Source organism: Xanthomonas sp. 3793, assembly GCF_024806835.1.
GTDB classification, from domain to species: domain Bacteria; phylum Pseudomonadota; class Gammaproteobacteria; order Xanthomonadales; family Xanthomonadaceae; genus Xanthomonas; species Xanthomonas arboricola_F.
The window spans coordinates 101,903-125,978 of the sequence record NZ_JANTYU010000008.1; the positions used below are offsets into that span (position 1 = coordinate 101,903).

Genomic DNA, 24,076 nt, shown 5'->3' on the forward strand with positions numbered 1-24,076 from the left:
CCTCGGCTACACTTGCACGGCCGCAGGAAGCGGCGTGACAGGGGGGTAAGTGCATGCGTTTGCTGGTGTTGCTGGCGGTCTTGGCCGCGATTGCAGGTTTGTACAGCTATGGCGGCAACTCGCTCGACGAGAAGCAAGTGCGCGACTTCTACGCGGCGCACGACAAGGCGATGGTCAGTCAGGATGGGGAGGCGCTCTGCGCCATGACCGCGCCGGACTTCGAAATGGTGGTGTTGTACCGCATGGATTCCCAGCAGAAGCGCGAGACTGCCGATCGCGCCAAATACTGCAAGTCCAACGGCGAGTGGACACAGGTGCTGCAGCAGATGCGCCATGTGGCCGAGCCGGAAGAGCTGATCGACTACAAGCACTCGATTACCAAGATCGAGATCGCCCCTGATGAGCAGTCAGCGATGGTCGAAACACGGGCCACGCTCGGCTTGCCCGGTTTGCGCATGACCTTCCGTTCGCGCGACAAGATCGTGCGCAAGCGCTGGAAGACCTTGATCACGCGGAGCGAAGGCACCGCCTGGGTTGGTCCGGCGTATCGGTAGCCGCAAGGCGGCGGGGCTTTCTGCGCCGCCGCCAGCAGCGTCCAGCAACGCGACTGTGCGCACCGCCGGGCGGGCACGGCGTTGGCCACTTGCATGCTCCGGTTGTGAGCCGTCCGCATCTGCCTGACGACTGCTCGCCAGGCGTTGCTGGCTGCCCTGCATCGACGCGCGCGCGCTGCGGTGCACAGCGCCGGGGTCGCGGGCGTTGGGTATGCTTGCAGCATGACGACCTCCTTCCAGATCTCCCGACGTGCGCAGGCGCTGACCAGTTCGGCGATTCGCGAAATCCTCAAGGTGACCGAGCGGCCGGAGGTGATTTCCTTCGCCGGCGGCCTGCCATCGCCGGCGACCTTTCCGGTCGAGCGCATGCGCGCGGCCAGCGACCAGGTGTTGCGCGAGGCGCCGCAAGCGGCGTTGCAATACGGCCCGACCGAAGGCTATGCGCCGCTGCGCGAATGGGTGGCTGCGCGGCTGAGCCGTGACGGCGCCGGCATCCGGCCCAGCCAGGTGCTGATCACCACCGGCTCGCAGCAGGGACTGGACCTGCTCGGCAAGGTGTTTATCGACGAAGCCAGCAAGGTGCTGGTGGAGACGCCGAGTTACCTCGGTGCGTTGCAGGCGTTCTCGCTGTTCCAGCCCGCGTTTGTCGGCATGCCGTCCGACGATGATGGCGTGGTGGTGGATGCACTGGATCCGGCGCTGCTGGCCGATGCGCGCTTTCTGTATTGCCTGCCCAATTTTCAGAATCCCACCGGGCGGCGTCTGCCATTGGCGCGACGTCAGGCGCTGGTCGCACGCGCGGCCGAGGCCGGCGTGCCGATCGTCGAAGACGACCCGTACGGCGAGCTGTACTACAGCGGCGAACCCTTGCCGAGCCTGCTGTCGATGAACCCCGACGGGGTCATCTACATGGGGTCGTTCTCCAAGGTGTTGGCGCCCGGGCTGCGGTTGGGCTACGTCGTCGCGCCCGAGGCCGTGCTTGGCAAGTTGATCCAGGCCAAGCAGGCGGCAGATCTGCATACGCCGTCGTTCACCCAGCGCGTGGTGTATCAGACGCTGCAGGACGACTTTCTCGACACGCATATCCCGCAGATCCGAGCGCTGTATGCGCGGCAGTGCAGTCTCATGCTGGAAGCGCTGGATCGGCACTTCCCGGCGCAGGTGCAGTGGAATCGTCCGGAAGGCGGCATGTTCCTGTGGGTGACACTGCCGCCCGGGCTGGATGGCACTGCATTGCTGGCGCGCGCGATCGCACGCAATGTCGCGTTCGTGCCGGGGGCGCCGTTCTTTGCGACCTTGCCGCAAGCCAATACGCTGCGGCTGTCGTTCGTCACCGTGCCGGGCGAGAAAATCGATGCCGGCATCCAGGTGCTTGGGGACGTGCTGCGCGAAGCGCTGGCCGAACTGCCAGGGCAGGGCGCATGACATCGCCGGCCGCGGTGCCGCAAGCGCCGGTTGCCACGCGCATCGATCACGTCGCCACCGGCGTCGCGCGCGACTTCACCCGCCCCGGTAGCCGCAGCGCGATCGACAAGCGTGCCGTCGATGGTTCGGTCGCGATCGGTGTCGAAGGGCTGGTGGGCGACGAGCAAGGCGACCGGCGCGTGCATGGCGGGCCGGACAAGGCGATCCATCACTATCCGCGCGACCACTACGCGGCCTGGCGTAACGAGATTGGCGCGCATGCGCTGCTGGAAGCGGCCGGCGCGTTCGGCGAGAACCTGAGCAGCACCGGCCTGACCGAGGCCACGGTCTGCCTTGGCGACCGCTTTACCCTGGGCACCGCCGTCGTGGAGGTCTCGCAGCTGCGCCAGCCGTGCTGGAAGTTGTCCGATCGCTTCGGTGTGCGCGACATGGCGCGCCGCGTGCAGGAAACCGGCCGCACCGGGTGGTACTACCGCGTGCTGCAGCCCGGCGCGGTGGCGTCTGGCGACACGCTGGCATTGCAGGAGCGACCGCATCCGCAGTGGAGCCTGTCGCGGTTGCAGCAGGTGCTGTATGCACGCGAGGTCGACGTTGCGGCCATCACAGAGTTGCTGCGTCTTCCGCTGGTGCCGTCGTGGCAGGCCCTGTTCGAACGCCGTCTGCAACGCAGCGAAGTGGAAAGCTGGAGCAGACGCCTGACCGGTCACGACGACTAAGGGCAGCGAACAAAACGACCGTGCTCACCACCGCCAGGCGGGCGCGGCCGCTGCTCGGTGCGTCATGTACCGCGCGTACCCTCGGGTTCCGGGCGCGCCGTCCACGCCCATCCGACGCTTGCTCGCTGCGTCGTGTTAGCCGTTCCAGGCAGGGGGCGCGCGCTGCGGTCATTGATGCACCGGCCGTAGTCACCGCGCACAACAATCTCGCTCACAGCGTCAGCGGCCCAAGCGCCGCGCATGCGCGGCATCCACAGATGCGCTCGACCAGCGGTAGCGCTACTGCAGGCGACAAGCCACACCATCTCCACCAAACCACGTCAACCTCAGCAAACGCTCAGACCCGCGCGCCGCCGTGACGACTCCCCAATCCCAACTCCCCAATCCCCGCACCTTGTGCAACCCCCACCGCCTCGCTAGCCTGCGGGTATGACAACGTCTCCTGTAAAAGTTCTGATCCACGGCGCCTCCGGGCGGATGGGCAAGGCATTGCTGCGCCTGGCGGCCGAAGACGACGCATTGCAGGTCGTCGGCGCAGTGGTGGGGCGCTCGCCGTCGCAGCGCGTGGTGGACGGCGTGCCGTTCTTTGCCGCCAGCGAGCTGGGCGGTGCGCCTGCCTTCGATGTGGCGATTGACTTCAGCCTGCCGCAGGGCTTTGCACCGATCCTGGCGTTGTGCGCGCAACGCGGTAAGCCCTTGGTGTCCGGGACCACCGGGCTGGACGAGACGCAGCGCGCCGCGCTGCTCGATGCCGCGCGACAGATTCCGTTGGTGTGGGCCTCCAACTTCAGCCTGGGTGTGGCGGTGTTGACCGAATTGGTCGAGCGCGCTGCCGGCACCTTGCCCGGGTGGGATTGCGACATCATCGAAGCGCATCACGTGCACAAGCAGGACGCGCCATCCGGGACCGCACTGACGTTGGGCGAGGCAGCCACCGGCAGCGGTGCGCAGCCGCGCTTTGCCAGCCTGCGTGCCGGCGACATCGTCGGCGAGCACACCGTGCAGTTCACCGGGCTGGGCGAGCGTGTCGAGCTGGTGCATCGCGCCACCAACCGCGACATCTTCGCGCGCGGTGCGCTGCACGCGGCCAAACGCCTGATCGGCCGGCCGGCCGGCAGCTACCGGGTGCGCGACCTGGTGCTATAGCCCGCGCGCAACCGCGCATGAACAATTGCGCGGTTGCGCAGCCTATTCATGCCGCCGTTGCAGCGCTCCTGCCGCAGGAGGTGCGTTGCAGGCTGGCAAGCAGAGGCACTTGCCTTTACAATTCTCGCTTGCCCGAACCAGCGTCGGACCGGTCCTCAGCACCGCGTCCGCGCTTTGCTGCAACCGGAATTTGGCCGGAAGCGCATCGGAGTCCCAGGCAGCCAGAGCGAGACCCCACGTGACCCAACCCGCAATCCTTGTCCTCGAAGACGGCACCGTGTTCGAGGGCGAATCCGTAGGCGCCAACGGGCTTTCCGTCGGCGAAGTGGTGTTCAACACCGCCATGACCGGTTACCAGGAAGTCCTGACCGATCCCTCCTACGCCCGCCAGATGGTCACGCTGACCTATCCGCATATCGGCAACACCGGCTTTACCGACCAGGATGACGAGGCCCGCAAGATCTGGGCCGCCGGCCTGATCGTGCGCGATGTGCCGCGTCGCCCCAGCAGCTGGCGCAGCGAAGTCGCACTGCCGGAGTGGCTGCAGGCCCGCGGTGTGGTGGCCATTTCCGGCATCGACACGCGCAAGCTGACCCGCCTGCTGCGGCAGAAGGGCGCCCAGAACGGCGCGCTGATGGCCGGCGAGATCGATGTCGACAAGGCGCTGGAAGCGGCGCGCAGCTTCCCCGGCCTGAAGGGCATGGACCTGGCCAAGGTGGTTTCCACCGAGACCAGCTACAGCTGGCAGGAAGGCTCGCTGGATCTGAATTCGGACACTTTCGTGCGCACCGAGCTGAAACACAAAGTCGTGGCCTATGACTACGGCATCAAGCTCAACATCCTGCGCATGCTGGCCGACCGTGGTTGCGACGTCACCGTGGTGCCGGCCCGCACGCCGGTGGCCGAGGTGCTGGCGATGAATCCGGACGGCGTGTTCCTGTCCAATGGCCCGGGCGACCCGGAGCCTTGCGATTACGCGATCGCCGCGATCCAGGAATTGATCGCCAGGAAGGTGCCCACCTTCGGCATCTGCCTGGGGCATCAGTTGCTGGCACTGGCCGCTGGCGCCAAGACGGTGAAGATGACCACCGGCCATCACGGCGCCAATCATCCTGTGCAGGATCTGGATGGCGGGCGGGTGATGATCACCTCGCAGAACCATGGCTTTGCGGTGGATGAAACCTCGCTGCCGGCCAATGTGCGGGTGACGCATCGTTCGCTGTTCGATGGCACCAACCAGGGCATCGCTCTCACCGACGCGCCGGCGTTTTCGTTCCAGGGCCACCCGGAAGCCTCGCCGGGCCCGCGCGACGTGGGGCCGTTGTTCGATCGGTTTACCGCGTTGATGGCGGCCAAAGCCTGATGATGGCCTCGCTGGCCCTGCCGTCGCGACTGCGCCGCTGGCGTGTGTACGTGTTGGCGGCGCTGGTGTTGGCGGCCTATCCGGCATTCGTGCTGATTGCGGTGTATTCGCAATGGCTCGGCGCCGGCCTGGAAGGTGGACGCAACGGCCCCGCCGATGCGTATCGGCACAGCCTTGCCAGCGCCATCGTCGCCTATACCTTGTCCCCGCGCTGCGTGGATCTGGTGACCGCGGTGATGGAACGCGGCGGGCAGGGTAACGCCAGCCGGGCCATGGATGCCCACAACAACATGATCGGCGCGCGCATCGGCGCGGCCGCTCCGAGCTGGGCCGCGATGCAGCGAGAGGTTCGCGCCGCGGTCGACCATGGCGCGATCGATGCCCGATCGCCCGACCAGATTACCTGGCGCGCCCCCGCGGCGTGGCAGGACCGACTTTACTGAGGACCCCCATGCCAAAGCGCACCGACCTAAAAACCATCCTGATCATCGGCGCCGGCCCGATCGTCATCGGCCAGGCCTGCGAGTTCGATTACTCCGGCGCGCAGGCGTGCAAGGCGCTGCGCGACGAGGGCTACCGCGTGGTGCTGGTCAACAGCAATCCGGCCACGATCATGACCGACCCGGACATGGCCGATGCGGTGTACATCGAGCCGATCAACTGGCAGACGGTCGAAAAGATCATCGCCAAGGAAAAGCCCGACGCCCTGCTGCCGACCATGGGCGGGCAGACCGCGCTGAACTGCGCGCTGGACCTGGCCGACCACGGCGTGCTGGAGAAGTACAACGTCGAACTGATCGGCGCCAAGCGCGAAGCCATCCGCATGGCCGAAGACCGCGAGCTGTTCCGCGTGGCGATGGGCGAGATCGGCCTGGATTGCCCCCGCGCCGAAGTGGCGCACACGCTGGAAGAGGCGCTGGATATCCAGACCCGCGTCGGCTATCCGACCATCATCCGCCCCAGCTTCACGCTGGGCGGCAGCGGCGGCGGCATCGCCTACAACCGCGAAGAGCTGATCGAGATCGTCGGCCGTGGCCTGGAACTGTCGCCGACCACCGAAGTGCTGGTGGAAGAATCGGTGCTGGGCTGGAAGGAATTCGAGATGGAAGTGGTCCGCGACACCGCGGACAACTGCATCATCGTCTGCGCGATCGAAAACCTCGACCCTATGGGCGTGCATACCGGCGACTCGATCACCGTGGCGCCGGCGCAGACGCTCACCGACAAGGAATATCAGCGCCTGCGCGATGCCTCGATCGCGGTGCTGCGCAAGATCGGCGTGGATACCGGCGGCTCCAACGTGCAGTTCGGCATCAGCCCGACCACTGGCCGTGTGGTGGTGATCGAGATGAACCCGCGCGTGTCGCGGTCCTCGGCGCTGGCGTCCAAGGCCACCGGTTTCCCGATCGCCAAGGTCGCCGCCAAGCTGGCGGTGGGCTACACGCTGGACGAATTGCGCAACGAGATCACCGGTGGCCTGACCCCGGCCTCGTTCGAGCCCTCGATCGACTACGTGGTCACCAAGATCCCGCGCTTTGCGTTCGAAAAATTCCCGCAGGCCGACGCGCGCCTGACCACCCAGATGAAGTCGGTGGGCGAGGTGATGGCGATGGGCCGCACCTTCCAGGAATCGCTGCAGAAGGCGCTGCGTGGCCTGGAAACCGGCAAGATCGGGCTGGACCCGACCGGCCTGGACCTGGGCAGCGAAGACGATATCGCCGCGCTCAAGCGCGAGCTCAAGGCGCCGGGCCCGGAGCGTCTGTTCTATGTCGCCGATGCGTTCCGCGCCGGCATGAGCGTGGCCGATGTCTACGCGCTGTCGTTCATCGACCCCTGGTTCCTGGATCAGATCGAAGAACTGATCAGCCACGAACAGCAGCTGGCCGACGACGGCATGCAGGCACTGGATGCGGCGCGTCTGCGCACGCTCAAGCGCGCCGGTTTCTCCGATGCGCGCCTGGCCGAGCTGACCGGCACCAACGAGGAATCGGTGCGCACGCTACGGCGCGCGCTGAAAGTTCGCCCGGTCTACAAGCGCGTGGATTCGTGCGCGGCCGAATTCGCCACCAGCACCGCGTACCTGTATTCGACCTACGAGGACGAGTGCGAGGCACTGCCGACCGATCGCGACAAGATCATGATCCTCGGCGGTGGCCCCAACCGCATCGGCCAGGGCATCGAGTTCGATTACTGCTGCGTGCATGCGGCGCTGGCGCTGCGCGATGACGGCTTTGAAACCATCATGGTCAACTGCAACCCGGAGACCGTGTCCACCGACTACGACACTTCCGACCGCCTGTACTTCGAGCCGCTGACGCTGGAAGACGTGCTGGAAATCGTCGAGCTGGAAAAACCCAAGGGCGTGATCGTGCAGTACGGCGGCCAGACCCCGCTGAAGCTGGCGCGCGCGCTGGAAGCCAACGGCGTGCCGGTGATCGGCACCTCGCCCGATTCGATCGATCTGGCCGAAGACCGCGAGCGTTTCCAGCAGCTGGTCGACAAGCTGGGCCTGAAGCAGCCGCCGAACCGCATTGCCCGCAATGCCGAGGAAGCCCTGGTGCTGGCGCGCGAGATCGGCTATCCGCTGGTGGTGCGCCCGAGCTATGTGCTCGGCGGCCGCGCGATGGAAATCGTCTACGGCGAATCCGACCTGGCGCGTTATGTACGCGACGCGGTCAAGGTCTCCAACGATTCGCCGGTGCTGCTGGACCGCTTCCTCGACAACGCGGTGGAAGTGGACGTGGACATCATCGCCGACAAGGACGGCAATGTGCTGATCGGTGGGCTGATGGAACACATCGAAGAGGCCGGCGTGCATTCGGGTGACTCGTCCTGCTCGCTGCCGCCGTATTCGCTCTCGCCCAAGACCCAGGCCGAGCTGCGTCGCCAGGTGGTGATGCTGGCCGAAGGCCTGAACGTGGTCGGCCTGATGAACACCCAGTTCGCGGTGCAGGTCAACGAGGCCGGCGACGATGTGGTGTTCCTGCTGGAAGTGAACCCGCGCGCCTCGCGCACCGTGCCGTTCGTATCCAAGGCGATCGGCATCCCGCTGGCCAAGATCGCCGCCCGCTGCATGGCCGGCAAGACGCTGGCCGAGCAGGGCGCCACCAAGGAAATCGTGCCGGGCTATTACTCGGTGAAGGAAGCGATCTTCCCGTTCGCCAAGTTCCAGGGCGTGGACCCGATCCTCGGGCCGGAGATGCGTTCCACCGGCGAGGTGATGGGCGTGGGCCGCAGCTTCAGCGCCGCGTTTGCGCGCGCGCAGGAGGCCGGCGGCATCAAGGCACCGCCGGTGGGCAAGGCCTTCGTGTCGGTGCGCGACCCTGACAAGCAGCGCGTGCTGCCGGTGGCGCAGGCGCTGGTGGAACGCGGCTATACGCTGGTCGCCACGCGCGGTACCGGCGCCTGGCTGCAGCAGAACGGGCTGAACTGCGAGATCGTCAACAAGGTGGCCGAAGGCCGCCCGCATATCGTCGATTCGATCAAGAACGGCGAGATCGTCTACATCGTCAACACCACCGAAGGTCGCGCCGCCATCTCGGACTCGTTCTCGATCCGGCGTGAAGCGCTGCAGCATCGCGTGACCTATTCGACCACTGTCGCCGGCGCCAAGGCGCTGGTGCATTCGCTGGAATTCCGCGGCACCGGCCCCGTCTGGTCGCTGCAGGAACTGCACAAGGAGCTTCAAGCATGAGAGCACCCATGACATCCAAGGGCGCGCAACGTCTGCGCGAGGAACTGGATCAGCTGAAGTCAGTCAAGCGCCCGGCGGTGATCGCCGCGATCGCCGAAGCGCGTGCGCACGGCGATCTGAAGGAGAACGCCGAGTATCACGCTGCGCGCGAGCAGCAGAGCTTCATCGAAGGCCGCATCAAGCAGCTGGAAGGCGAGCTGTCGCATGCCGAGATCATCGACATCACCAAGTTGTCGGCCGGCAGCAAGATCGTGTTCGGCGCCACGGTGACGCTGGCCGACACCGAGACCGATGAAGAGAAGCGCTACCAGATCGTTGGCGATCTGGAAGCGGACATCAAGCTGGGCCTGATCGCGATTTCCTCGCCGCTGGCACGCGCGTTGATCGGCAAGCTGGAAGGCGATTCGGTCACCATCGATGCGCCGGCCGGCCAGCGCGAATACGAAGTGGTCAGCGTCGCGTACCTGGATTGACCCACTGACGCCTGAGCGATGACGACCGCAACGCTGCTGCTGCCCGAAAAACGCCGTCTGCCCGGAACGCTGGACAACACGGTGGTGGCCAGCGCCCTGGCGCGCGCCGATCTGCACGCCGCCGATGCCGGCGAAGTGGCGCAGTTGCAGCGGCATTTCACGCTGACGCCGGCGCAGTGGCCGGTGGCGGCATTGACCCGGCAACTGGATGCCGGCGATGCCGCGGGCGCGACCTGGGTGCGTGCCGATCCGGCCTATGTGGTGCCGGACATGCAGGGCGCGCGCTTGATGGGCTATGGCGAGGCGCTCGGCGCCACGGCCGAGGACCTGGCCGTGTTGTTGCCGATCCTCAAGCCGATGTTCGGCGATGCGGGATTTTTGCTCGATGCACCGACGCCATCGCGGTGGTATCTACGTCTGTCGCCGGATGCCAAGTTGCCGGAGTTCGCGCCGCCAGATGTGGCGATCGGCGACGACCTGTTCGAGCATTTGCCGGCCGGCGACGCGGGCCGACGCTGGCGTGCCTTGCTGACCGAAGCGCAGGTGTTGCTGCATCAACATCCCTGGAACGAGGGCCGCGTGGCCAGCGGCAAACCGGCGATCAATTCGCTGTGGTTCTGGGGCGGCGGCGTGCTGCCGCATGCAGTGACATCGCCGCATCGGCAGGTGCGCAGCCGCGAGTCGCTGCTGCGTGCGCTGGCTTTGGCGGCCGGTGCCGATGCGCAGGGCGAACAACGCGTGGATGCGCTGGTGGACCTGCGTCATCTGCGTTCGCTGCAGCAGTTCGGCGATGACGCAGTGGCACCGCTGCTGGCGGCGATGGCGCGTGGCGAGCTGGATCGGCTGGTGCTGGATTTCCAGGACGGCGAAACGCTGTCGCTGGCGCGCTCGCAACGCTGGCGGTTCTGGCGCAAGCCACGGCAGCAACTGGCGCAATGACCTCCACTCCCCGGATCGTCCGGCGCCCACCCGGGCAGGCCGGAAGCTGGCCCGATGCCATGTTGCCGCTGCTGCGTCGCATCTACGCATCGCGCGGTGTCGGCGATGCGCAGGGCGCGCAGCCGCGGTTGGGGCAGTTGCTCTCGCCGGAGTTGCTTCATAACAGCGACGTGGCCGCCAACCTGTTGGCCGATGCGATCGCCCGGCAACGGCGCATCCTGGTGGTGGGCGACTTCGACTGCGATGGCGCCACCGCCTGCGCGGTAGGCGTGCGCGGTTTGCGCATGCTTGGCGCGCTGGATGTGCACCACGCGGTGCCCAATCGCATGGTGCACGGCTATGGCCTGTCGCCCGCATTGGTGGACGAATTGGCCGTGCTGCAGCCGGATGTGCTGGTCACCGTCGACCACGGCATCGCCTGCCACGCGGGCGTGGCGGCGGCCAAGGCGTGCGGCTGGACGGTGCTGGTCACCGACCATCACTTGCCTGGCGAAGTGTTGCCGCCGGCCGATGCGATCGTCGATCCGAATCTGGCCAACGACAGCTTCCCGAGCAAATCGCTGGCCGGCGTAGGCGTGATCTTTTACGTGTTGCTGGCGCTGCGCAGTGCCCTGCGCGCGCGTGGCGCCTTTGCCGGCCGCGCCGAACCGGATCTGTCGGTGTTGCTGGATCTGGTCGCCGTCGGCACGGTGGCCGATCTGGTGCCGCTGGACACCAACAATCGCGCGCTGGTGTCGGCCGGGTTGCGCCGCCTGCGCGAAGGCCGCGGCTGCATCGGGTTGCGCGCGTTGATCGATGCCAGCGGCCGCGATGTCGCGCGTCTGAGCGCCAGCGATATCGGGTTCGCGCTCGGGCCGCGCTTGAATGCGGCCGGCCGGCTGGAAGACATGGCGCTTGGCATCGAGCTGCTGCTCAGCGAGGACTGGAACCGCGCACGCGAGATCGCCGTCACCCTGGAAGAGATCAACGCCGAGCGCCGCGCGGTGCAGCAGTTTATGACCGACGATGCCGAGCAGTTGGTCACCAAGGTGGTGCTGGACGCCGAGGGCGCCTTGCCGATCGCTGCCTGCCTGTTCGATGCGCAATGGCACCCCGGCGTGATCGGCCTGGTCGCCTCCAAATTGAAAGATCGGTTGCATCGCCCGGTGATCGCGCTGGCGCCGGCCGAGCCGGGCAGCACCCAGTTGCGCGGTTCGGCGCGGTCCATTCCCGGCCTGCATATCCGCGACGTGCTGGCGGCGGTGGATGCGCGTCATCCGGGTTTGCTGCAGAAGTTTGGCGGCCATGCGATGGCGGCGGGCTTGAGCATCGATCACGCCGCGCTGGCGACCTTCGAGCAGGCCTTTCAGGCGCAGGTTCACGCGATGGTGGATGCGTCGCTGCTGCATGCCGAGTTGCACAGCGATGGCGAGCTCGCCGCGCACGAACTCGATCACGTGCACGCCGAAGCCTTGCGGGTGGCCGGTCCGTGGGGGCAGGGCTTTCCGGAGCCGCTGTTCGATGGTCAGTTCGAAGTGCTGCAGTACCGGGTGCTCAAGGAGCGCCACCTCAAGCTGACCCTGCGTTGCGCCGGCCGCGCCGAGCCGCTCAATGCCATCCACTTCAACGGCTGGCACGGTAGCGAACCGGCACGCTTGGTGCGCCTGGCATACCGTCTGGTCAGCGACGACTATCGCGGTGGCACCGCGGTGCAGTTGATCGTCGAACATTGCGAGCCGGCGATAGTCACCGGCTGATCTGCGGGCTCAGCGTTCTCTCTAGCTTTTGTAGGCCGCACCTGGCGTCATCTGGATGATCCAAGCCGCGTTGGTCGAGGGCACGCGGTGTCCTGCCGCTCGCGGGACGCGCTGTGAATCCGTCCGCAGAGGGAGCTGTAGGGGTCTCAGGCGCATGGCTGCCAGTCTCTGGCTTCGGGAGAGGGCGGCAGCGCGGCCGGGGATCGGCTCCTCGGCTCGGTCAGACATCCTGTCTGACTCGCCGCCGCGGCACATCCTGAGTGCCGCTCTCCGCCAATCCCCGGCCACGCTGCTGCCTCGGCGTGTCGTTTCCATGACCTGATCAAGGCACGCCAATTCGTCATCTTTTTCTGCAGATCCGCCATGACGACGCTGCAGGAACTTTCCTGAAAGCCTGTGTTGTTCGGCGTGTACCGGGAGGCTGATCGGACGCGCCGTGATCCAGGCAACACGCGTCATGCTCCGCTTGCATCCATGCACACCGACCATCTCGACAGGCCCTTGCCCGCCCACCGTCGCGGGACCTTACGCGGCATGGATGCCGCGTAAGAGCTTACAGGGACGTACTTGCAGCGTGTCCCGCGATGGTGGGCGGGCAAGGGCCCTGCAGCCAGGCTGCAGATCAGCCGCTCTACCCTGGACGGCACGCTCACGGGTGGCATATACGCGCTGCTACATGCTTTCTGTGTTCCGTGCCTGACGGCCGCAAGCTGGTCCAGTTCGCGGTTCAAGGCATCTTGCAAGGCAGTGCAAGCACATACCGGCGCTCGCACGCACTCGCGCCGTCCTCGCCTGGATCAGGGCGACTTCTTGACCTCGGTCACCAAGGTCGGCAATTCCCACGCGCCACCAGCAGCCACCAGCCGGCATAGGCCGGAGCTGGACTTGGAGGTCTGCACGAAGCGGCGGCCATCCCAGGTCCATGCCGCCTGGCTGTAGCAGTCGCCCAGGCCGCGGCCCTTCTGGGACTCCAGGATGGTGGAGCCATCCAGATCGCTGGCGTGCGTGGTGACCAGGGTCGGCGCGAACGGCGCGCGTGCGTTGACCACCCAGAAGCCGGTGCCGATGTTGTAGGCGCCCATCCAGCAATCGGTCGACACCAGTAGCTTGTCGTTGCTCAGGCGGGTGACGGTCAGCGGTTCGGCGGCATCGCCGGCATCCAGGCCCTTGCATTCTTCATCGGCCGGAAGCGTGGCGCGCAGCGCCTGGTACAGCGCCGGCAAGCTGCCCAGACGAGCGTCGCCCGCCTGCGCTGCTGCCAGCTTGGCCTCGCGCACCTGCGGCACCGGCAATGCCGGCAGCACGCTGGCCTCGTCGCGATCGCCCTTGCGCACCAGTGCGCCGCGCGTGCCCAGCCGGCCCTGGAACTCGTCCATCTTCAGCAGTGTCGCCGCCGCACCGCGATCGGACAGCTGCCAGCGGCGGCCATCGTTGCCGATCGCCACGATCTTGCTGCTGCGGGTCAGTGCCGCCAGCAGTGCGGTGACCTGCGGGCTGCTCAGAACGGCGGTGCCGCTCTTGCCATCCAGCGCCAGCTTGCCCAGATCGCGCTGATCGATCTGCAGCTTCAGCGATGCCGGCAGCTTGATCTCGTCGTACTGACCCAGCATCAGCTCGGCCGTCACCGCCTGGCCGGCACCGGCCTTGCGCGTCAGCAGCACCGATACCGGCAGGTGATCGCCTTCGTCCGGCTGATAGCCGGCGGCGCGGCAGGTGCGGGTGTTGTCGCAGGCGATGGTCCAGTCGTCGTGACTGAAATCGACACCGGTCGCAGGCGCGGCAAGTGTGATTGCGGGGCTACACAGCAAGACTGCGGCAAGCAGCTCGTAACGCATCGTAGTTTCTTCATCGCAGGTCGGGGCCGGCATCTTGCGATGCGCACTGCAGGGCGTCCAGGCGAATCGTCGGCAGGCGGCGACTGCCATTCATGGTGTGCAGGTGCGTCCGGGCACTGCGGTGCATCGGCAGCGTTGTTGCCAATGGACAATGACGCGCGCCGCGGTGCCCGAGGCGCCCCGGCGACGATGCGCTGGCGGCATCGTTTGGCCGGTCTTCTCTGCCGGCCTGTCGCTCTCAGCGATCACCCCTGCGTCAGCGTGGCCGCGGTGCGCGTGCCGATCGGCGATTCGCGCATCGGCATCCCGAACAGCGGGCGCAGCCAGCGCACGCGTCGGATCAGGTATTCGTGCAACAGCAGGCAACCGGCGACGGTGGCGGCCAACACCAGCACCGGTTCCAGCCACGGCCCCAGCTGCAACGGCGCCAACCAGTACAGCGCCAGGATGATCAGGCTCTGATGCAGGATGTACCAGGGGAAGACGGCCTGGGTGCAGTACGGCAGCCACGCGAACGGGCGGTTCAGGCCCTGCCTCGCCCAGCCGAACAGGGTCAGTAGTGCCAGCCAGGTATAGGCTGCGCGCGCCAGCCGCTCGACCACGTCCCAGCGAATTGTCCCCGACATCTCCGACAACTGCGCAGGATCGAGCGATCGGCCCAACTGGCGGATGCTCAGCTCGGTGGCGATCGCCAGCAGCGCGGCGATCAGGGTTGGCCAACGCAGCTGCACGGCCCATGTCCAGAAGCGTGCGTTGTTGGCCAGTGCATATCCCAGCACGACTAACGGAAACGACTCGGCGTGCACGAACCAGTCGCCGACCAGGGCGTGGGTCGGTGGGTGGCGCGGCAGTACCCACAGCACGCAAACGGCCTCCCACAGAATGGGTGCCAGCAGCAGGGCAGGCAGCGCGATGGCCGCCGGCAACGCCGGCAGACTCGCCGGCAGCTTGCGGCCCAGCGCGAGCATGGCCATCAGTAACCCGGTGTAAGGCAGCAGATAGGCCAGGTACCACAGATGGTTCCAGGTGATGCCGTGTTCCCAGCCATCGAAACTGCCGGCCGGCCACGGCCGGACCTGCCAATAGCGCAGCAGGAAGTTGCCGAAGCCGGGCACGACCTTGCCATTGCTGACGCCCTGGCAGTACGCCTGCACCGCCACCACCACGAACATGCCGAACAGCAGCGGGGGCAGCAGCCGGCCACAACGCCGCCAGGCGAACTGCCACGGGGCACGTTCCGCACGCGCCAGGCCGATCGCGATGCCGGAGATCATGAACAGCAATGGCATCCGCCAGCGGTTGAGCGCGATCATCGGCGGCTGCAGCCACTCGGCGGTGTAGGCACTCTTTAAATGGAAGTCCCAGCCGGCCACGTAGGCCATGCCCACGTGATAGAGGATCAGCAGGGCGAAGGCGAAGACGCGCAAGGCATCGATATCGTGGCGGCGTTCGGTCATGGGGGGGGGCGGTCGAGGAAGTGCACCCATCCTGCCCGCTGACCCCGATGGATAAAGGGGGCAGGGGTGGAGATGCCCCGGCGCGGTGACCAATTGCATCCTACCAGTGACGAATGGGGCGGCGAGATGACGTTGTCGCGCCATTGCGCAGGACTCTATGATCGGCAGCTGCCAACTGCGGACGCCTGCAATGGAAACCATCGGGCCGCGCCCGCCGACACCTCAGGACGGTGCGGGTCACTTCGCCACGCGCTGGGCTGTGATGATCTGGTCGCTGGTGTTTTACCTGAGCGCATTGGGCAACACGCTGACCGCATGGTTGGCGGGGCGGCGCGATGGCGAGGCGATCGTGCTGTGGCAGTTGCTGAGCTGGGAGCTGAGCAGCGCCACGACGTCGCTGTTGTTGCTGCCGGCGATGTTCTGGCTCTGCGCACGCTGGCCGCTGCATGCCGACGTCTGGCGTCGACGTGTGCCGCTGTACCTGGCTGCTGCGCTGGGCTGGTGGCTGGCGCACGTCGCCGGCATGGTGCTGTTGCGCAAACTGGTCTACGCGCTGGCTGGCAGCCACTACGACTTCGGTGGTTGGCCGCTACAGTGGTTCTATGAGTTGTCCAAGGATCTGCGCACCTTTGCGATGCTGGTGGCGTTGCAGCACACGCTGGCGTGGTACGCGCGGCGCCGCCAGGGCGAGGCGCATCTGCTTGCGGCACCGGACGAGGGCCCGCCAGAGGAGCCGTTGGACCGACCGGAACGCTTTCTGGTGCGCAAGCTCGGCCGCGACTTTTTGGTCGCCACGGCCGATATCGAATGGATCCAGGCCTCCGGCAACTATGTCAACTTGCGCGTACGCGGCCACGATTACCCGCTGCGCAGCACGATGGCGGCGATCGAAGCCCGGCTGGACCCGGCGGTGTTCGTGCGGATCCATCGTAGCTACCTTGTGAATTTGAGCCAGGTACAGGCGATAGAACCGGTCGATTCCGGCGATGCCCGCGTGCATCTGCACGACGCCACTGTGCTGCCGTGCAGTCGCAGCCATCTGGCAGATCTGCGCGCGCGGGCAGGGCGAGGTACCGCTGCGCCGCAGGGAGAGACGTTGACGGTCTGAGGCCGCTGCGACGCTGTTGGCGGGCGAACTGGCCGACGTCACTGCATCCCCGCCATCGCACCGTTGGCACGGTTGCCGCGAGTCGCGCGCGCGATGTGTCGAGACGGGAATCCTTGCGGTCGAGCGCGGCAGGGACGCGTCGTCTGGACAATCGTCATTCAGCGCACAGTGCCGAGGCGGGCGCGTTCCGCCACCGTCGCCCGCTTGCTAAACTAGCCAGCTTGTTTGCCGGAAATCCGTCATGATCGAAACCAATCCGATCCGCCAGCGCATCACCGATCTCAACGATCGCGTGCTCTCGCTCAGGGGGTATCTTTGACTACGACGCCAAGAAAGAGCGTCTAGAGGAAGTCAGCCGGGAGCTGGAAAGCCCGGACGTGTGGAACGATGCCGAGCGTGCCCAGGCCCTGGGTCGCGAGCGCTCCATGCTGGAAAAGACCGTCATCGGCATCGCCGATGTACTGGCCGGCCTCACCGATGCCGGCGATCTGCTGGAGCTGGCCGACAGCGAGCAGGACGAGGACACTGCCGTTGCGGTGATCGCCGATCTGGACAAGTACCAGGCCCATGTCGAAAAGCTGGAATTCCAGCGCATGTTCTCCGGCCAGATGGACGGCGCCAACGCATTCGTCGACATCCAGGCCGGCGCCGGTGGTACCGAGGCGCAGGACTGGGCCGAAATCCTGCTGCGCATGTATCTGCGCTGGGCCGAGTCGCGCGGCTGGAAGACCGAGCTGATGGAAGTGTCCGGCGGCGAAGTCGCTGGCATCAAGTCGGCCACCGTGCGCATCGAAGGCGAATATGCCTATGGCTGGCTGAAGACCGAGATCGGCGTGCACCGGCTGGTGCGCAAGTCGCCGTTCGATTCGGACAACCGCCGGCATACCAGTTTCACTTCGGTGTTCGTGTCGCCGGAAGTGGACGACAACATCGAGATCGACATCAACCCGGCCGATCTGCGTACCGACGTGTATCGCTCCTCGGGCGCCGGTGGTCAGCACGTCAACAAGACCGAATCGGCGGTGCGTATCACGCATATCCCGACCAATACCGTGGTCGCCTGCCAGACCGGCCGCAGCCAGCACCAGAACCGCGACAACGCGATGAAGATGCTGGCAGCCAAGCTGTACGAACTGGAAGTGCAGAAGCGCAATGTCGAGCGCGACGCGCTGGAAGCCACCAAGTCCGACATCGGCTGGGGCAGCCAGATCCGCAACTACGTCCTCGACCAGAGCCGCATCAAGGATCTGCGCACCGGCATCGAACGCAGCGACACGCAGAAAGTGCTGGACGGCGATCTGGACGAATTCGTCGAGGCCAGCCTCAAGGCCGGTCTGGCGGCAGGCTCCAAACGCCTGGACGCCTGACCCCCGCGCGAGGTCGCAGCGGATGCGACGGCCTCGCGCGATGTTACGCAGGCACCGCAGCGCTAACCTGCGCTGCGGCAGCAAAGATCTCAGGCGACCTGCGCGCGACACCGTCAATGTAAGAGAGCCCGGCGCTGCCGGTGTCTCACTCCCCACCGGGCACGCGCCCGACCTCTAGCAGACCGATTCCCGCCATGACCGAGCAGACCCCCGCGCCCCACCTTCCCGTCGACGAGAACAGCCTCATCGCCGAGCGTCGCGCGAAACTGGGCGCGTTGCGCGGCCAGGGCATCGCCTATCCCAACGATTTCGTGCGCGAGCAGTTCGCCGGCGACCTGCAGGCCGAATTCGCTGATGCCGACACCTGGACCCCGGAAGCGCTGGAAGCCGGCGGGCGCACCGTCAAGATGGCCGGCCGGCTGATGGCCAAGCGGGTGATGGGCAAGGCCAGCTTTGCGCAGATCCAGGACGAATCCGGGCGCGTGCAGTTGTTCCTGCAGGGCAACGCGCTGGGCGATGCCTACACCGCGTTCAAGGGCTGGGACGTCGGCGACATCGTGGCGGTGGAGGGCGGGCTGACCCGCACCAAGACCGGCGAACTCTCGGTCAAGGCCAACGCGCTGCGGCTGCTGACCAAGTCGCTGCGCCCGTTGCCGGACAAGTGGCACGGCCTGTCGGACGTGGAGCAGCGCTATCGCCAACGTTATGTGGATCTGATCGTCACTCCGGAAGCGCGCGAGGTGTTCATCAAGCGCTCCAAGATCATCCGCGCGATGCGCGCGTGGCTGGATGCGCGGCGTTTCCTGGAAGTGGAAACACCGATGATGCATTACATCCCCGGTGGCGCCACCGCCAAGCCGTTCACCACCCACCACAACGCGCTGGATCTGGACCTGTACCTGCGCGTGGCGCCCGAGCTGTACCTCAAGCGTCTGGTGGTCGGTGGCCTGGAGCGGGTCTACGAGATCAACCGCAACTTCCGCAACGAGGGCGTGTCGACCCGGCACAACCCCGAGTTCACCATGCTCGAGCTCTACGAGGCCTACGCCACGTACCACGAGATCATGGACCTGACCGAGCAGGTGATCCGCGACACCGCGCAGTCGGTGCTGGGCACCACCCAGGTGAGCTGGGATGGCGCCGACATCGATCTGGCGCCGGCTTTCCGGCGCTGGCGCATGGATGAGGCCGTTCGTCACCATAATCCGGAGATCAGCGCCGCCGATTGCACCGACCGCGATGCGCTGCTGGCCCATTGCGAGCGCCTGAAGATCCGCGTCAAGCCGTCCTACGGCTGGGGCAAGTTGCTGCTCGAAATCTTCGAAGCCACCGTCGAACACACTCTGGTGCAGCCGACCTTCATCACCGACCATCCGGTCGAGGTCTCGCCGCTGGCGCGTTCCAGCGACACCGAGCCGGGGTATACCGACCGCTTCGAGCTGTTCATCAACGGCAAGGAGCTGGCCAACGGCTTCTCCGAGCTCAACGACCCCGAAGACCAGGCCGCACGCTTCCAGGCGCAGGTGCAGGCCAAGGACGGCGGCGACGACGAAGCGATGCACTACGACGCCGACTACATCCGTGCGCTGGAGTACGGCATGGCGCCGACCGGTGGCCTGGGCATCGGCATCGACCGCCTAGTGATGCTGCTGACCGGCAGCACATCGATCCGTGATGTCCTGCTGTTTCCCTACATGCGTCCGGAAGCCTGACTTTTTTGTGCGAACCGCGTGCTCACGGCACAGATACTGCATATGCTAGGGCGGAGCTTCGGGCAGCGTCATGTCCGGGGAAGTCGACACAGCGGTCGACGTCACGCTTTTCCGTTCTCGTGATAGAGGAGCAACGGCTATGCAGGATGTTTTAGGGAGTCCGGACGGCATGGTGTCGGCGGATACATGGGGAAGCTGGGCGGAAAAGGCGGATCTGGGATTGAACATCGTCATTGTCGATGACCAGATGTCTGCGCGAACGATGCTGCGCCATGTCATCGAAGACATCGCGCCGGAGCTGAAGGTCTACGACTTCGGCGACCCGCTCGACGCGTTGGCATGGTGCGAAGCTGGGCGCGTGGATCTGTTGCTGCTCGACTACCGCATGCCCGGGATGGATGGCCTGGAGTTCGCACGGCGCCTGCGCCGGCTGCCCAGCCATCGCGATATTCCGATCATCCTGATCACCATCGTCGGCGACGAGCCGATCCGCCAGGCGGCGCTGGAAGCCGGGGTGATCGACTTCCTGGTCAAGCCGATCCGCCCGCGCGAGTTGCGGGCGCGCTGCTCCAATCTATTGCAGCTGCGTCAGCAGAGCGAGAGCGTCAAGCAACGTGCGCTGTCGCTGGAACAGCGCCTGCTGGCCAGCATGAACGAGGTCGAAGAGCGCGAACGCGAGACGCTGTCGCGGCTGGCGCGTGCGATCGAATACCGCGATTCGGGCACCAGTGCGTTCCTGGAGCGCATGTCGCATGTGGCCGGCCTGATCGCCGAGCAGCTGGGCCTGTCGGAAGAAGAAGTGCGCATCATCGAGATGGCCGCACCGCTGCACGACATGGGCAAGATCGCCATTCCCGATTCGGTGCTGCTCAAGCCGGGCAAGCTCACCGATGACGAGATGAGCATCATGAAGCGGCACCCGCGCATCGGCTACGAGCTGCTCAGCGGCAGCCAGAACCGCTTCATCCAGGTCGGTGCCTTGATCGCGCTGCGTCACCACGAGCGCTACGACGGCACCGGGTATCCGGACGGCCTGGTCGGCGAGGCGATTCCGCTGGAAGCGCGCATCGTGGCGGTCGCCGACGTCTTCGACGCCCTGCTGTCGCCGCGTCCGTACAAGGAAGCGTGGACGATGGATGCCGCGCTGGCCTATCTCTACGCGCAACGCGGCCGCCTGTTCGACCCGCGCTGCGTGGATGCGCTGCTGCGCGGCCGTGCGCAGCTGGACCAGATCTGCGGTGAATTCTCCACCGCATCGGCGCGACCCGGGGTGTGAGGCGATGAATCCGTTCGGAAGGATCCGGCAGCGGTTGATGCATCGACCTGACAGCGAACATGGTCAGGCGATCGTTCGCATCGTTTTGATCAGCCTGATCCTGTCGTATGTCCTGCTGCCGAGTGTCCGGCATAGCCTGCCGCTAGGCCAGTACACGGGCGTCTTGGCCATTGTGCTGACGGGCCTGGGTCTTGGTCTTGCGTTGTTCGGGTGGCTGCTGTGGCGACCCGATCGCTCAGATGCGCGGCGCATTCTGGGCATGCTGGCCGATTACGGATTGATGGCGGCCGGTATGGTCCAAATGGGCGAGCCGCTGGCCTGGGTCTATGTCGTGGTGATGTGGGTCACCGTTGGCAACGGCCTGCGCTATGGCAACCGCTATTTGTATCTTGCGGTGGGAATGGCGGTGGTGAGCTTTTCCACGACGCTGTCAATGACCGACTATTGGCAACGCAACCATCGGCTTGGTGTCGGGCTTGCCGTTGGTCTGGCCGCCGTTCCGCTGTATTTCTCCAGTCTTCTGCGACAGTTGACCCGGGCAACCGCCGAGGCGCGCCGTGCCAGCGAGGCCAAGAGCCGCTTTCTGGCCAACATGAGTCACGAGTTTCGGACACCGCTCAATGGTCTGTCCGGAATGACCGAGGTATTGGCAACGACGCGTCTGGACAATGAGCAGCGCGAATGCCTGAAAACCATTCAGGCATCGACACGCAGTCTGCTGGCGCTGGTAGAGGAGGTGCTGGACATCTCGGCCATCGAAGCCGGCAAATTGCGGATTAACGCCTCCGACTTTGCATTGCATGACACCTTGCAGGCAATCGGTCTGATTCTGGAGCCGCAGGCCAAGGCCAAGGGTTTGCATTATCAGACAACTGTGGCTGCAGATGTGCCTTCACGCGTGCACGGGGATGCGGGGCATCTGCAGCAAATCCTGCTCAACCTGGTCGGCAACGCGGTCAAGTTTACCGACCACGGCAGTGTCCAGTTGAAGGTGGCGACCACCGAGGCCAGCGGCCGCGGTGGTGTGCTGCTCCGTTTTGAAGTGCTTGATACCGGGATTGGTGTACCGGTCGATATGCGTCCGCGCTTGTTCGAGGCGTTCGAACAGGCAGACACCGGACTGGCGCGCCGGTTTGAAGGTAGCGGCCTCGGAACGACGATCGCCAGGGGGCTGGTCCAGTCGATGGGTGGTGCGATCGGGTTCGAGGAAAATCCCGAAGGCGGCAGCTTGTTCTGGTTTGAACTGCCGTTTGGCCTGGCAGTCGCCAAGCCTGCAGCAACTTCATCGCCTGTGCTGCATGAGGCGGAGTCCACCACGATACCTGGCAACGTGATTGCGTTTGCCGATCCGTTTCTACGTCACCGTGCCCGTGTGCGTAGCATGCACATTCTGGTGGCAGACGATCATCTGGCAAATCGCCTTGTTCTGCAGCGGTTGCTGCAAAAAGCGGGGCATCGCGTTACCTGCGTCGATGGTGGCGAAGCCGTACTGGATGCGTTGGCCGAAGCAGACTACGACGCGGCCATCGTCGACCTGCATATGCCCGGTGTCAGCGGTCTGGACATGTTGAAGCAACTCAGGGTCATGCAGGCGGGTGGTACGCCAGGGACGCCGGTCGTGGTGTTGAGCGCTGATGTCACCCCTGAGTCGATTCGCAGCTGCGAGCAAGCGGGCGCTTATGCATTTCTGGCCAAGCCGGTGGCGGCGATCAAGTTGCTGGATACGCTGGCCGAAATCGCCGTCAACCAGAAACTGCGTCAGTCCGATCCGACCATCGCTATCCGCAGCCCGGCGCCCAGTGGCGCAGTCCTCGACCCTGCCGTCCTCGACGAGCTGGCCGAATTGGGGATGGGAAATGAGTTCGAACGCGAGTTCATTCAACAATGTCTCAGCGATGCCGCGGCATGCGTTGTCCAGCTCGGCAAGGCAGCGGCGGACGAGGACTGGGCACGTCTGCGCGAGCATGCTCACGCGGTAAAAGGTGTTTCCAGCAATCTCGGGTTGGTGACGCTGGCCGAACAGGGGGGTGAGTTGATGCGCCTGCCAGAAGCGCAGCTGCGCGCAGAATGGAGTCAGAGACTGGAGCAGCTGAAGACGGGGTTGACGCTCGGGCGCGAGGCGCTTGCTCAACGCGCACGGAACAAGTCCGACGGCGGAGTCAGCGGGAATGGCGACCGCGGCTAAGTGAAGCCCGGCGATAGGCCGGGCCTGATTCCCCCAGTACTGGATCCACCAAATCAGGCGGCACTTGCGCCAGCGCGGCGAGTCTGTGCTTTGACCAAACGGTCCATCGTGCGCAGTGATTTCTCGCTCAGTGCCAGGGCAGTGTCGACCCAGACCTCGGTAATGCGCAGCAATTCGTCGTAAGGCACCGCCTGCGCGAGGTTGCGTGCGGCGTTCATCGCCAGATAGGAGTGGGAGATGCGCTTTTGCTGGCGAATCAGCGTTTCGGTGGCAACGACCCCTTGGCCCTTCGGTACGAGTACATCTACGATACCCATCGCATGCATTTCTTCGCTGCTGTAGATGCGTCCATCGAGAATGATTTTTTCTGCCAGTTGGGGCGACACGCGACGGCACAGGAACGAATAGGCTCCCATGCCCGGAAACAACCCGAACAAGACCTCGGGCAGTCCCATGCCGATGCCTTCTTCGGCCACGATGGTATGGCAGGCCAGGGCCATCTCCAACCCACCTCCCAATGCATCGCCTTGCAGCAGCGCAATGCTGCGCACGTCCCCACCAAAGCCAGTATGCAGATGATGGACGCCTTCCACACAGCGGATGGCATAGCGCATCAATTGCTCGCGATCTTGTTCGCGGATCAGGCGTGCAAACAGGTCCAGGTCGCCCCCAAGATTGAAGGCGGTGGAGTCGGATGCAAGTACGAAGTGGCGTAGTTCACCACTGCGACGCTCATGCGGGGCGCGAGTGATGGAACCCATGACATCCCAGATGTCGTCCAGCAACTCGGGACTGCAGCAGGGGCGGATGCCGAAGCGCGCATTGGCATGCATGAACAACCAGTGGGTGCCGTCAGCGGCCGACGCATCGACCCGAATGGTGGAGTGGGGGCGGCCGATCGAAATCTTTTCAACGGTATTCATGGGCGTGATCCTGGAAAAGCCCGCGGTGGGAGAGTGAACGCCGGCGGGCGCGCGCGATCCACTCCGAATCGATGCTACACCGGCACTATCTCCATGAACGCTGAGGGCTTCCTTTCTACCCGGTGAGCGCTGTGTGCTGAATCTTTCAGCGAATGTCTGCAAACAAA

The 24,076-nt window shown here is 65.5% G+C and carries 18 protein-coding genes and 1 other RNA gene; 16 read left to right on the forward strand and 3 right to left on the reverse strand.

Going from position 1 to position 24,076, the window contains the following annotated elements; all coding sequences use genetic code 11:
* Nucleotides 1-53 precede the first annotated feature (53 nt).
* The 11 genes from FHY18_RS21345 (at nt 54) to recJ (ending at nt 12,046) form a co-directional block, all read left to right on the forward strand.
* Complete coding sequence (locus FHY18_RS21345) at nt 54-554, forward strand: nuclear transport factor 2 family protein (RefSeq protein WP_259159823.1); 501 nt, start codon at nt 54-56, stop codon at nt 552-554.
* Nucleotides 555-776: 222 nt separating this feature from the next.
* Complete coding sequence (locus FHY18_RS21350; RefSeq protein ID WP_259159825.1) at nt 777-1,979, forward strand: PLP-dependent aminotransferase family protein; 1,203 nt, start codon at nt 777-779, stop codon at nt 1,977-1,979.
* A complete protein-coding gene (locus tag FHY18_RS21355) occupies nt 1,976-2,695 on the forward strand; it encodes an MOSC domain-containing protein (protein WP_259159827.1) in 720 nt (239 codons plus the stop codon). The genes FHY18_RS21350 and FHY18_RS21355 overlap by 4 nt, the downstream gene beginning before the upstream one ends.
* Before the next feature lie 64 nt (nt 2,696-2,759).
* Nucleotides 2,760-2,836, forward strand: a non-coding RNA gene (locus FHY18_RS21360) — sX9 sRNA.
* A gap of 288 nt (nt 2,837-3,124) precedes the next feature.
* The gene (gene dapB / locus FHY18_RS21365) at nt 3,125-3,841 is read left to right on the forward strand and encodes a 4-hydroxy-tetrahydrodipicolinate reductase (protein ID WP_259159828.1); all 717 of its coding nucleotides are present in this window, start codon (nt 3,125-3,127) and stop codon (nt 3,839-3,841) included.
* A gap of 238 nt (nt 3,842-4,079) precedes the next feature.
* Nucleotides 4,080-5,204: a glutamine-hydrolyzing carbamoyl-phosphate synthase small subunit gene (carA, locus tag FHY18_RS21370; protein ID WP_259159830.1), complete on the forward strand. Its 1,125-nt coding sequence runs from the start codon at nt 4,080-4,082 to the stop codon at nt 5,202-5,204.
* The gene (locus FHY18_RS21375; RefSeq protein WP_259159832.1) at nt 5,204-5,647 is read left to right on the forward strand and encodes a hypothetical protein; all 444 of its coding nucleotides are present in this window, start codon (nt 5,204-5,206) and stop codon (nt 5,645-5,647) included. Before carA ends, FHY18_RS21375 begins: the two co-directional genes overlap by 1 nt.
* 8 nt (nt 5,648-5,655) lie before the next feature.
* Entirely contained in the window at nt 5,656-8,898 is a 3,243-nt protein-coding gene (gene carB / locus FHY18_RS21380; protein WP_259159833.1) for a carbamoyl-phosphate synthase large subunit, read from the forward strand.
* An 8-nt stretch (nt 8,899-8,906) separates the two neighbouring features.
* Complete coding sequence (gene greA, locus FHY18_RS21385) at nt 8,907-9,371, forward strand: transcription elongation factor GreA (protein ID WP_181112888.1); 465 nt, start codon at nt 8,907-8,909, stop codon at nt 9,369-9,371.
* A gap of 18 nt (nt 9,372-9,389) precedes the next feature.
* Nucleotides 9,390-10,310 carry a phosphoglycerate mutase gene (locus tag FHY18_RS21390; protein WP_259159836.1) on the forward strand — a complete coding sequence of 307 codons (921 nt, stop codon included), beginning with the start codon at nt 9,390-9,392 and terminating at the stop codon, nt 10,308-10,310.
* The gene (recJ, locus tag FHY18_RS21395) at nt 10,307-12,046 is read left to right on the forward strand and encodes a single-stranded-DNA-specific exonuclease RecJ (protein ID WP_259159838.1); all 1,740 of its coding nucleotides are present in this window, start codon (nt 10,307-10,309) and stop codon (nt 12,044-12,046) included. Before FHY18_RS21390 ends, recJ begins: the two co-directional genes overlap by 4 nt.
* Before the next feature lie 797 nt (nt 12,047-12,843).
* Here the strand turns inward: recJ and FHY18_RS21400 are convergent.
* Nucleotides 12,844-13,881, reverse strand: coding sequence for a DUF1176 domain-containing protein (locus tag FHY18_RS21400; protein WP_259159839.1), 1,038 nt, complete (start codon nt 13,879-13,881; stop codon nt 12,844-12,846).
* Nucleotides 13,882-14,126: 245 nt separating this feature from the next.
* Nucleotides 14,127-15,338, reverse strand: a complete 1,212-nt coding sequence (locus FHY18_RS21405; protein WP_259159841.1) for an acyltransferase family protein — start codon at nt 15,336-15,338, stop codon at nt 14,127-14,129.
* Nucleotides 15,339-15,495: 157 nt separating this feature from the next.
* Between FHY18_RS21405 and FHY18_RS21410 the strand changes: the two genes are divergently transcribed.
* The 5 genes from FHY18_RS21410 (at nt 15,496) to FHY18_RS21430 (ending at nt 22,986) form a co-directional block, all read left to right on the forward strand.
* Nucleotides 15,496-16,446 carry a LytTR family DNA-binding domain-containing protein gene (locus FHY18_RS21410; RefSeq protein WP_259159843.1) on the forward strand — a complete coding sequence of 317 codons (951 nt, stop codon included), beginning with the start codon at nt 15,496-15,498 and terminating at the stop codon, nt 16,444-16,446.
* Nucleotides 16,447-16,687: 241 nt separating this feature from the next.
* Nucleotides 16,688-17,813, forward strand: a protein-coding gene (gene prfB, locus FHY18_RS21415) for a peptide chain release factor 2 (protein WP_104581439.1) whose coding sequence is annotated in 2 segments (ribosomal slippage) — nt 16,688-16,762 and nt 16,764-17,813 — 1,125 coding nt in all. Because the reading frame shifts where the segments join, the coding sequence is not laid out codon by codon here.
* A 194-nt stretch (nt 17,814-18,007) separates the two neighbouring features.
* Complete coding sequence (gene lysS, locus FHY18_RS21420; protein ID WP_259159845.1) at nt 18,008-19,525, forward strand: lysine--tRNA ligase; 1,518 nt, start codon at nt 18,008-18,010, stop codon at nt 19,523-19,525.
* A 139-nt stretch (nt 19,526-19,664) separates the two neighbouring features.
* Nucleotides 19,665-20,801 carry a two-component system response regulator gene (locus FHY18_RS21425; protein WP_005993831.1) on the forward strand — a complete coding sequence of 379 codons (1,137 nt, stop codon included), beginning with the start codon at nt 19,665-19,667 and terminating at the stop codon, nt 20,799-20,801.
* A 4-nt stretch (nt 20,802-20,805) separates the two neighbouring features.
* Nucleotides 20,806-22,986 carry an ATP-binding protein gene (locus FHY18_RS21430; protein WP_259159851.1) on the forward strand — a complete coding sequence of 727 codons (2,181 nt, stop codon included), beginning with the start codon at nt 20,806-20,808 and terminating at the stop codon, nt 22,984-22,986.
* Nucleotides 22,987-23,039: 53 nt separating this feature from the next.
* On the opposite strand, the gene FHY18_RS21435 is transcribed toward FHY18_RS21430, so the two are convergent.
* Nucleotides 23,040-23,909 carry a crotonase/enoyl-CoA hydratase family protein gene (locus tag FHY18_RS21435; protein ID WP_259159853.1) on the reverse strand — a complete coding sequence of 290 codons (870 nt, stop codon included), beginning with the start codon at nt 23,907-23,909 and terminating at the stop codon, nt 23,040-23,042.
* Nucleotides 23,910-24,076: the final 167 nt, after the last annotated feature.

Coding starts and splice junctions, on each gene's coding strand:
- recJ (WP_259159838.1), top strand. CDS start 10,307: ATGACCTCCACTCCCCGGATCGTCCGGCGCCCACCCGGGCAGGCCGGA.
- FHY18_RS21425 (WP_005993831.1), top strand. CDS start 19,665: ATGCAGGATGTTTTAGGGAGTCCGGACGGCATGGTGTCGGCGGATACA.
- FHY18_RS21390 (WP_259159836.1), top strand. CDS start 9,390: ATGACGACCGCAACGCTGCTGCTGCCCGAAAAACGCCGTCTGCCCGGA.
- FHY18_RS21345 (WP_259159823.1), top strand. CDS start 54: ATGCGTTTGCTGGTGTTGCTGGCGGTCTTGGCCGCGATTGCAGGTTTG.
- FHY18_RS21435 (WP_259159853.1), bottom strand. CDS start 23,909: ATGAATACCGTTGAAAAGATTTCGATCGGCCGCCCCCACTCCACCATT.
- greA (WP_181112888.1), top strand. CDS start 8,907: ATGACATCCAAGGGCGCGCAACGTCTGCGCGAGGAACTGGATCAGCTG.
- dapB (WP_259159828.1), top strand. CDS start 3,125: ATGACAACGTCTCCTGTAAAAGTTCTGATCCACGGCGCCTCCGGGCGG.
- lysS (WP_259159845.1), top strand. CDS start 18,008: ATGACCGAGCAGACCCCCGCGCCCCACCTTCCCGTCGACGAGAACAGC.
- FHY18_RS21375 (WP_259159832.1), top strand. CDS start 5,204: ATGATGGCCTCGCTGGCCCTGCCGTCGCGACTGCGCCGCTGGCGTGTG.
- FHY18_RS21410 (WP_259159843.1), top strand. CDS start 15,496: ATGATCGGCAGCTGCCAACTGCGGACGCCTGCAATGGAAACCATCGGG.
- FHY18_RS21355 (WP_259159827.1), top strand. CDS start 1,976: ATGACATCGCCGGCCGCGGTGCCGCAAGCGCCGGTTGCCACGCGCATC.
- carB (WP_259159833.1), top strand. CDS start 5,656: ATGCCAAAGCGCACCGACCTAAAAACCATCCTGATCATCGGCGCCGGC.
- FHY18_RS21400 (WP_259159839.1), bottom strand. CDS start 13,881: ATGCGTTACGAGCTGCTTGCCGCAGTCTTGCTGTGTAGCCCCGCAATC.
- FHY18_RS21430 (WP_259159851.1), top strand. CDS start 20,806: ATGAATCCGTTCGGAAGGATCCGGCAGCGGTTGATGCATCGACCTGAC.
- FHY18_RS21405 (WP_259159841.1), bottom strand. CDS start 15,338: ATGACCGAACGCCGCCACGATATCGATGCCTTGCGCGTCTTCGCCTTC.
- FHY18_RS21350 (WP_259159825.1), top strand. CDS start 777: ATGACGACCTCCTTCCAGATCTCCCGACGTGCGCAGGCGCTGACCAGT.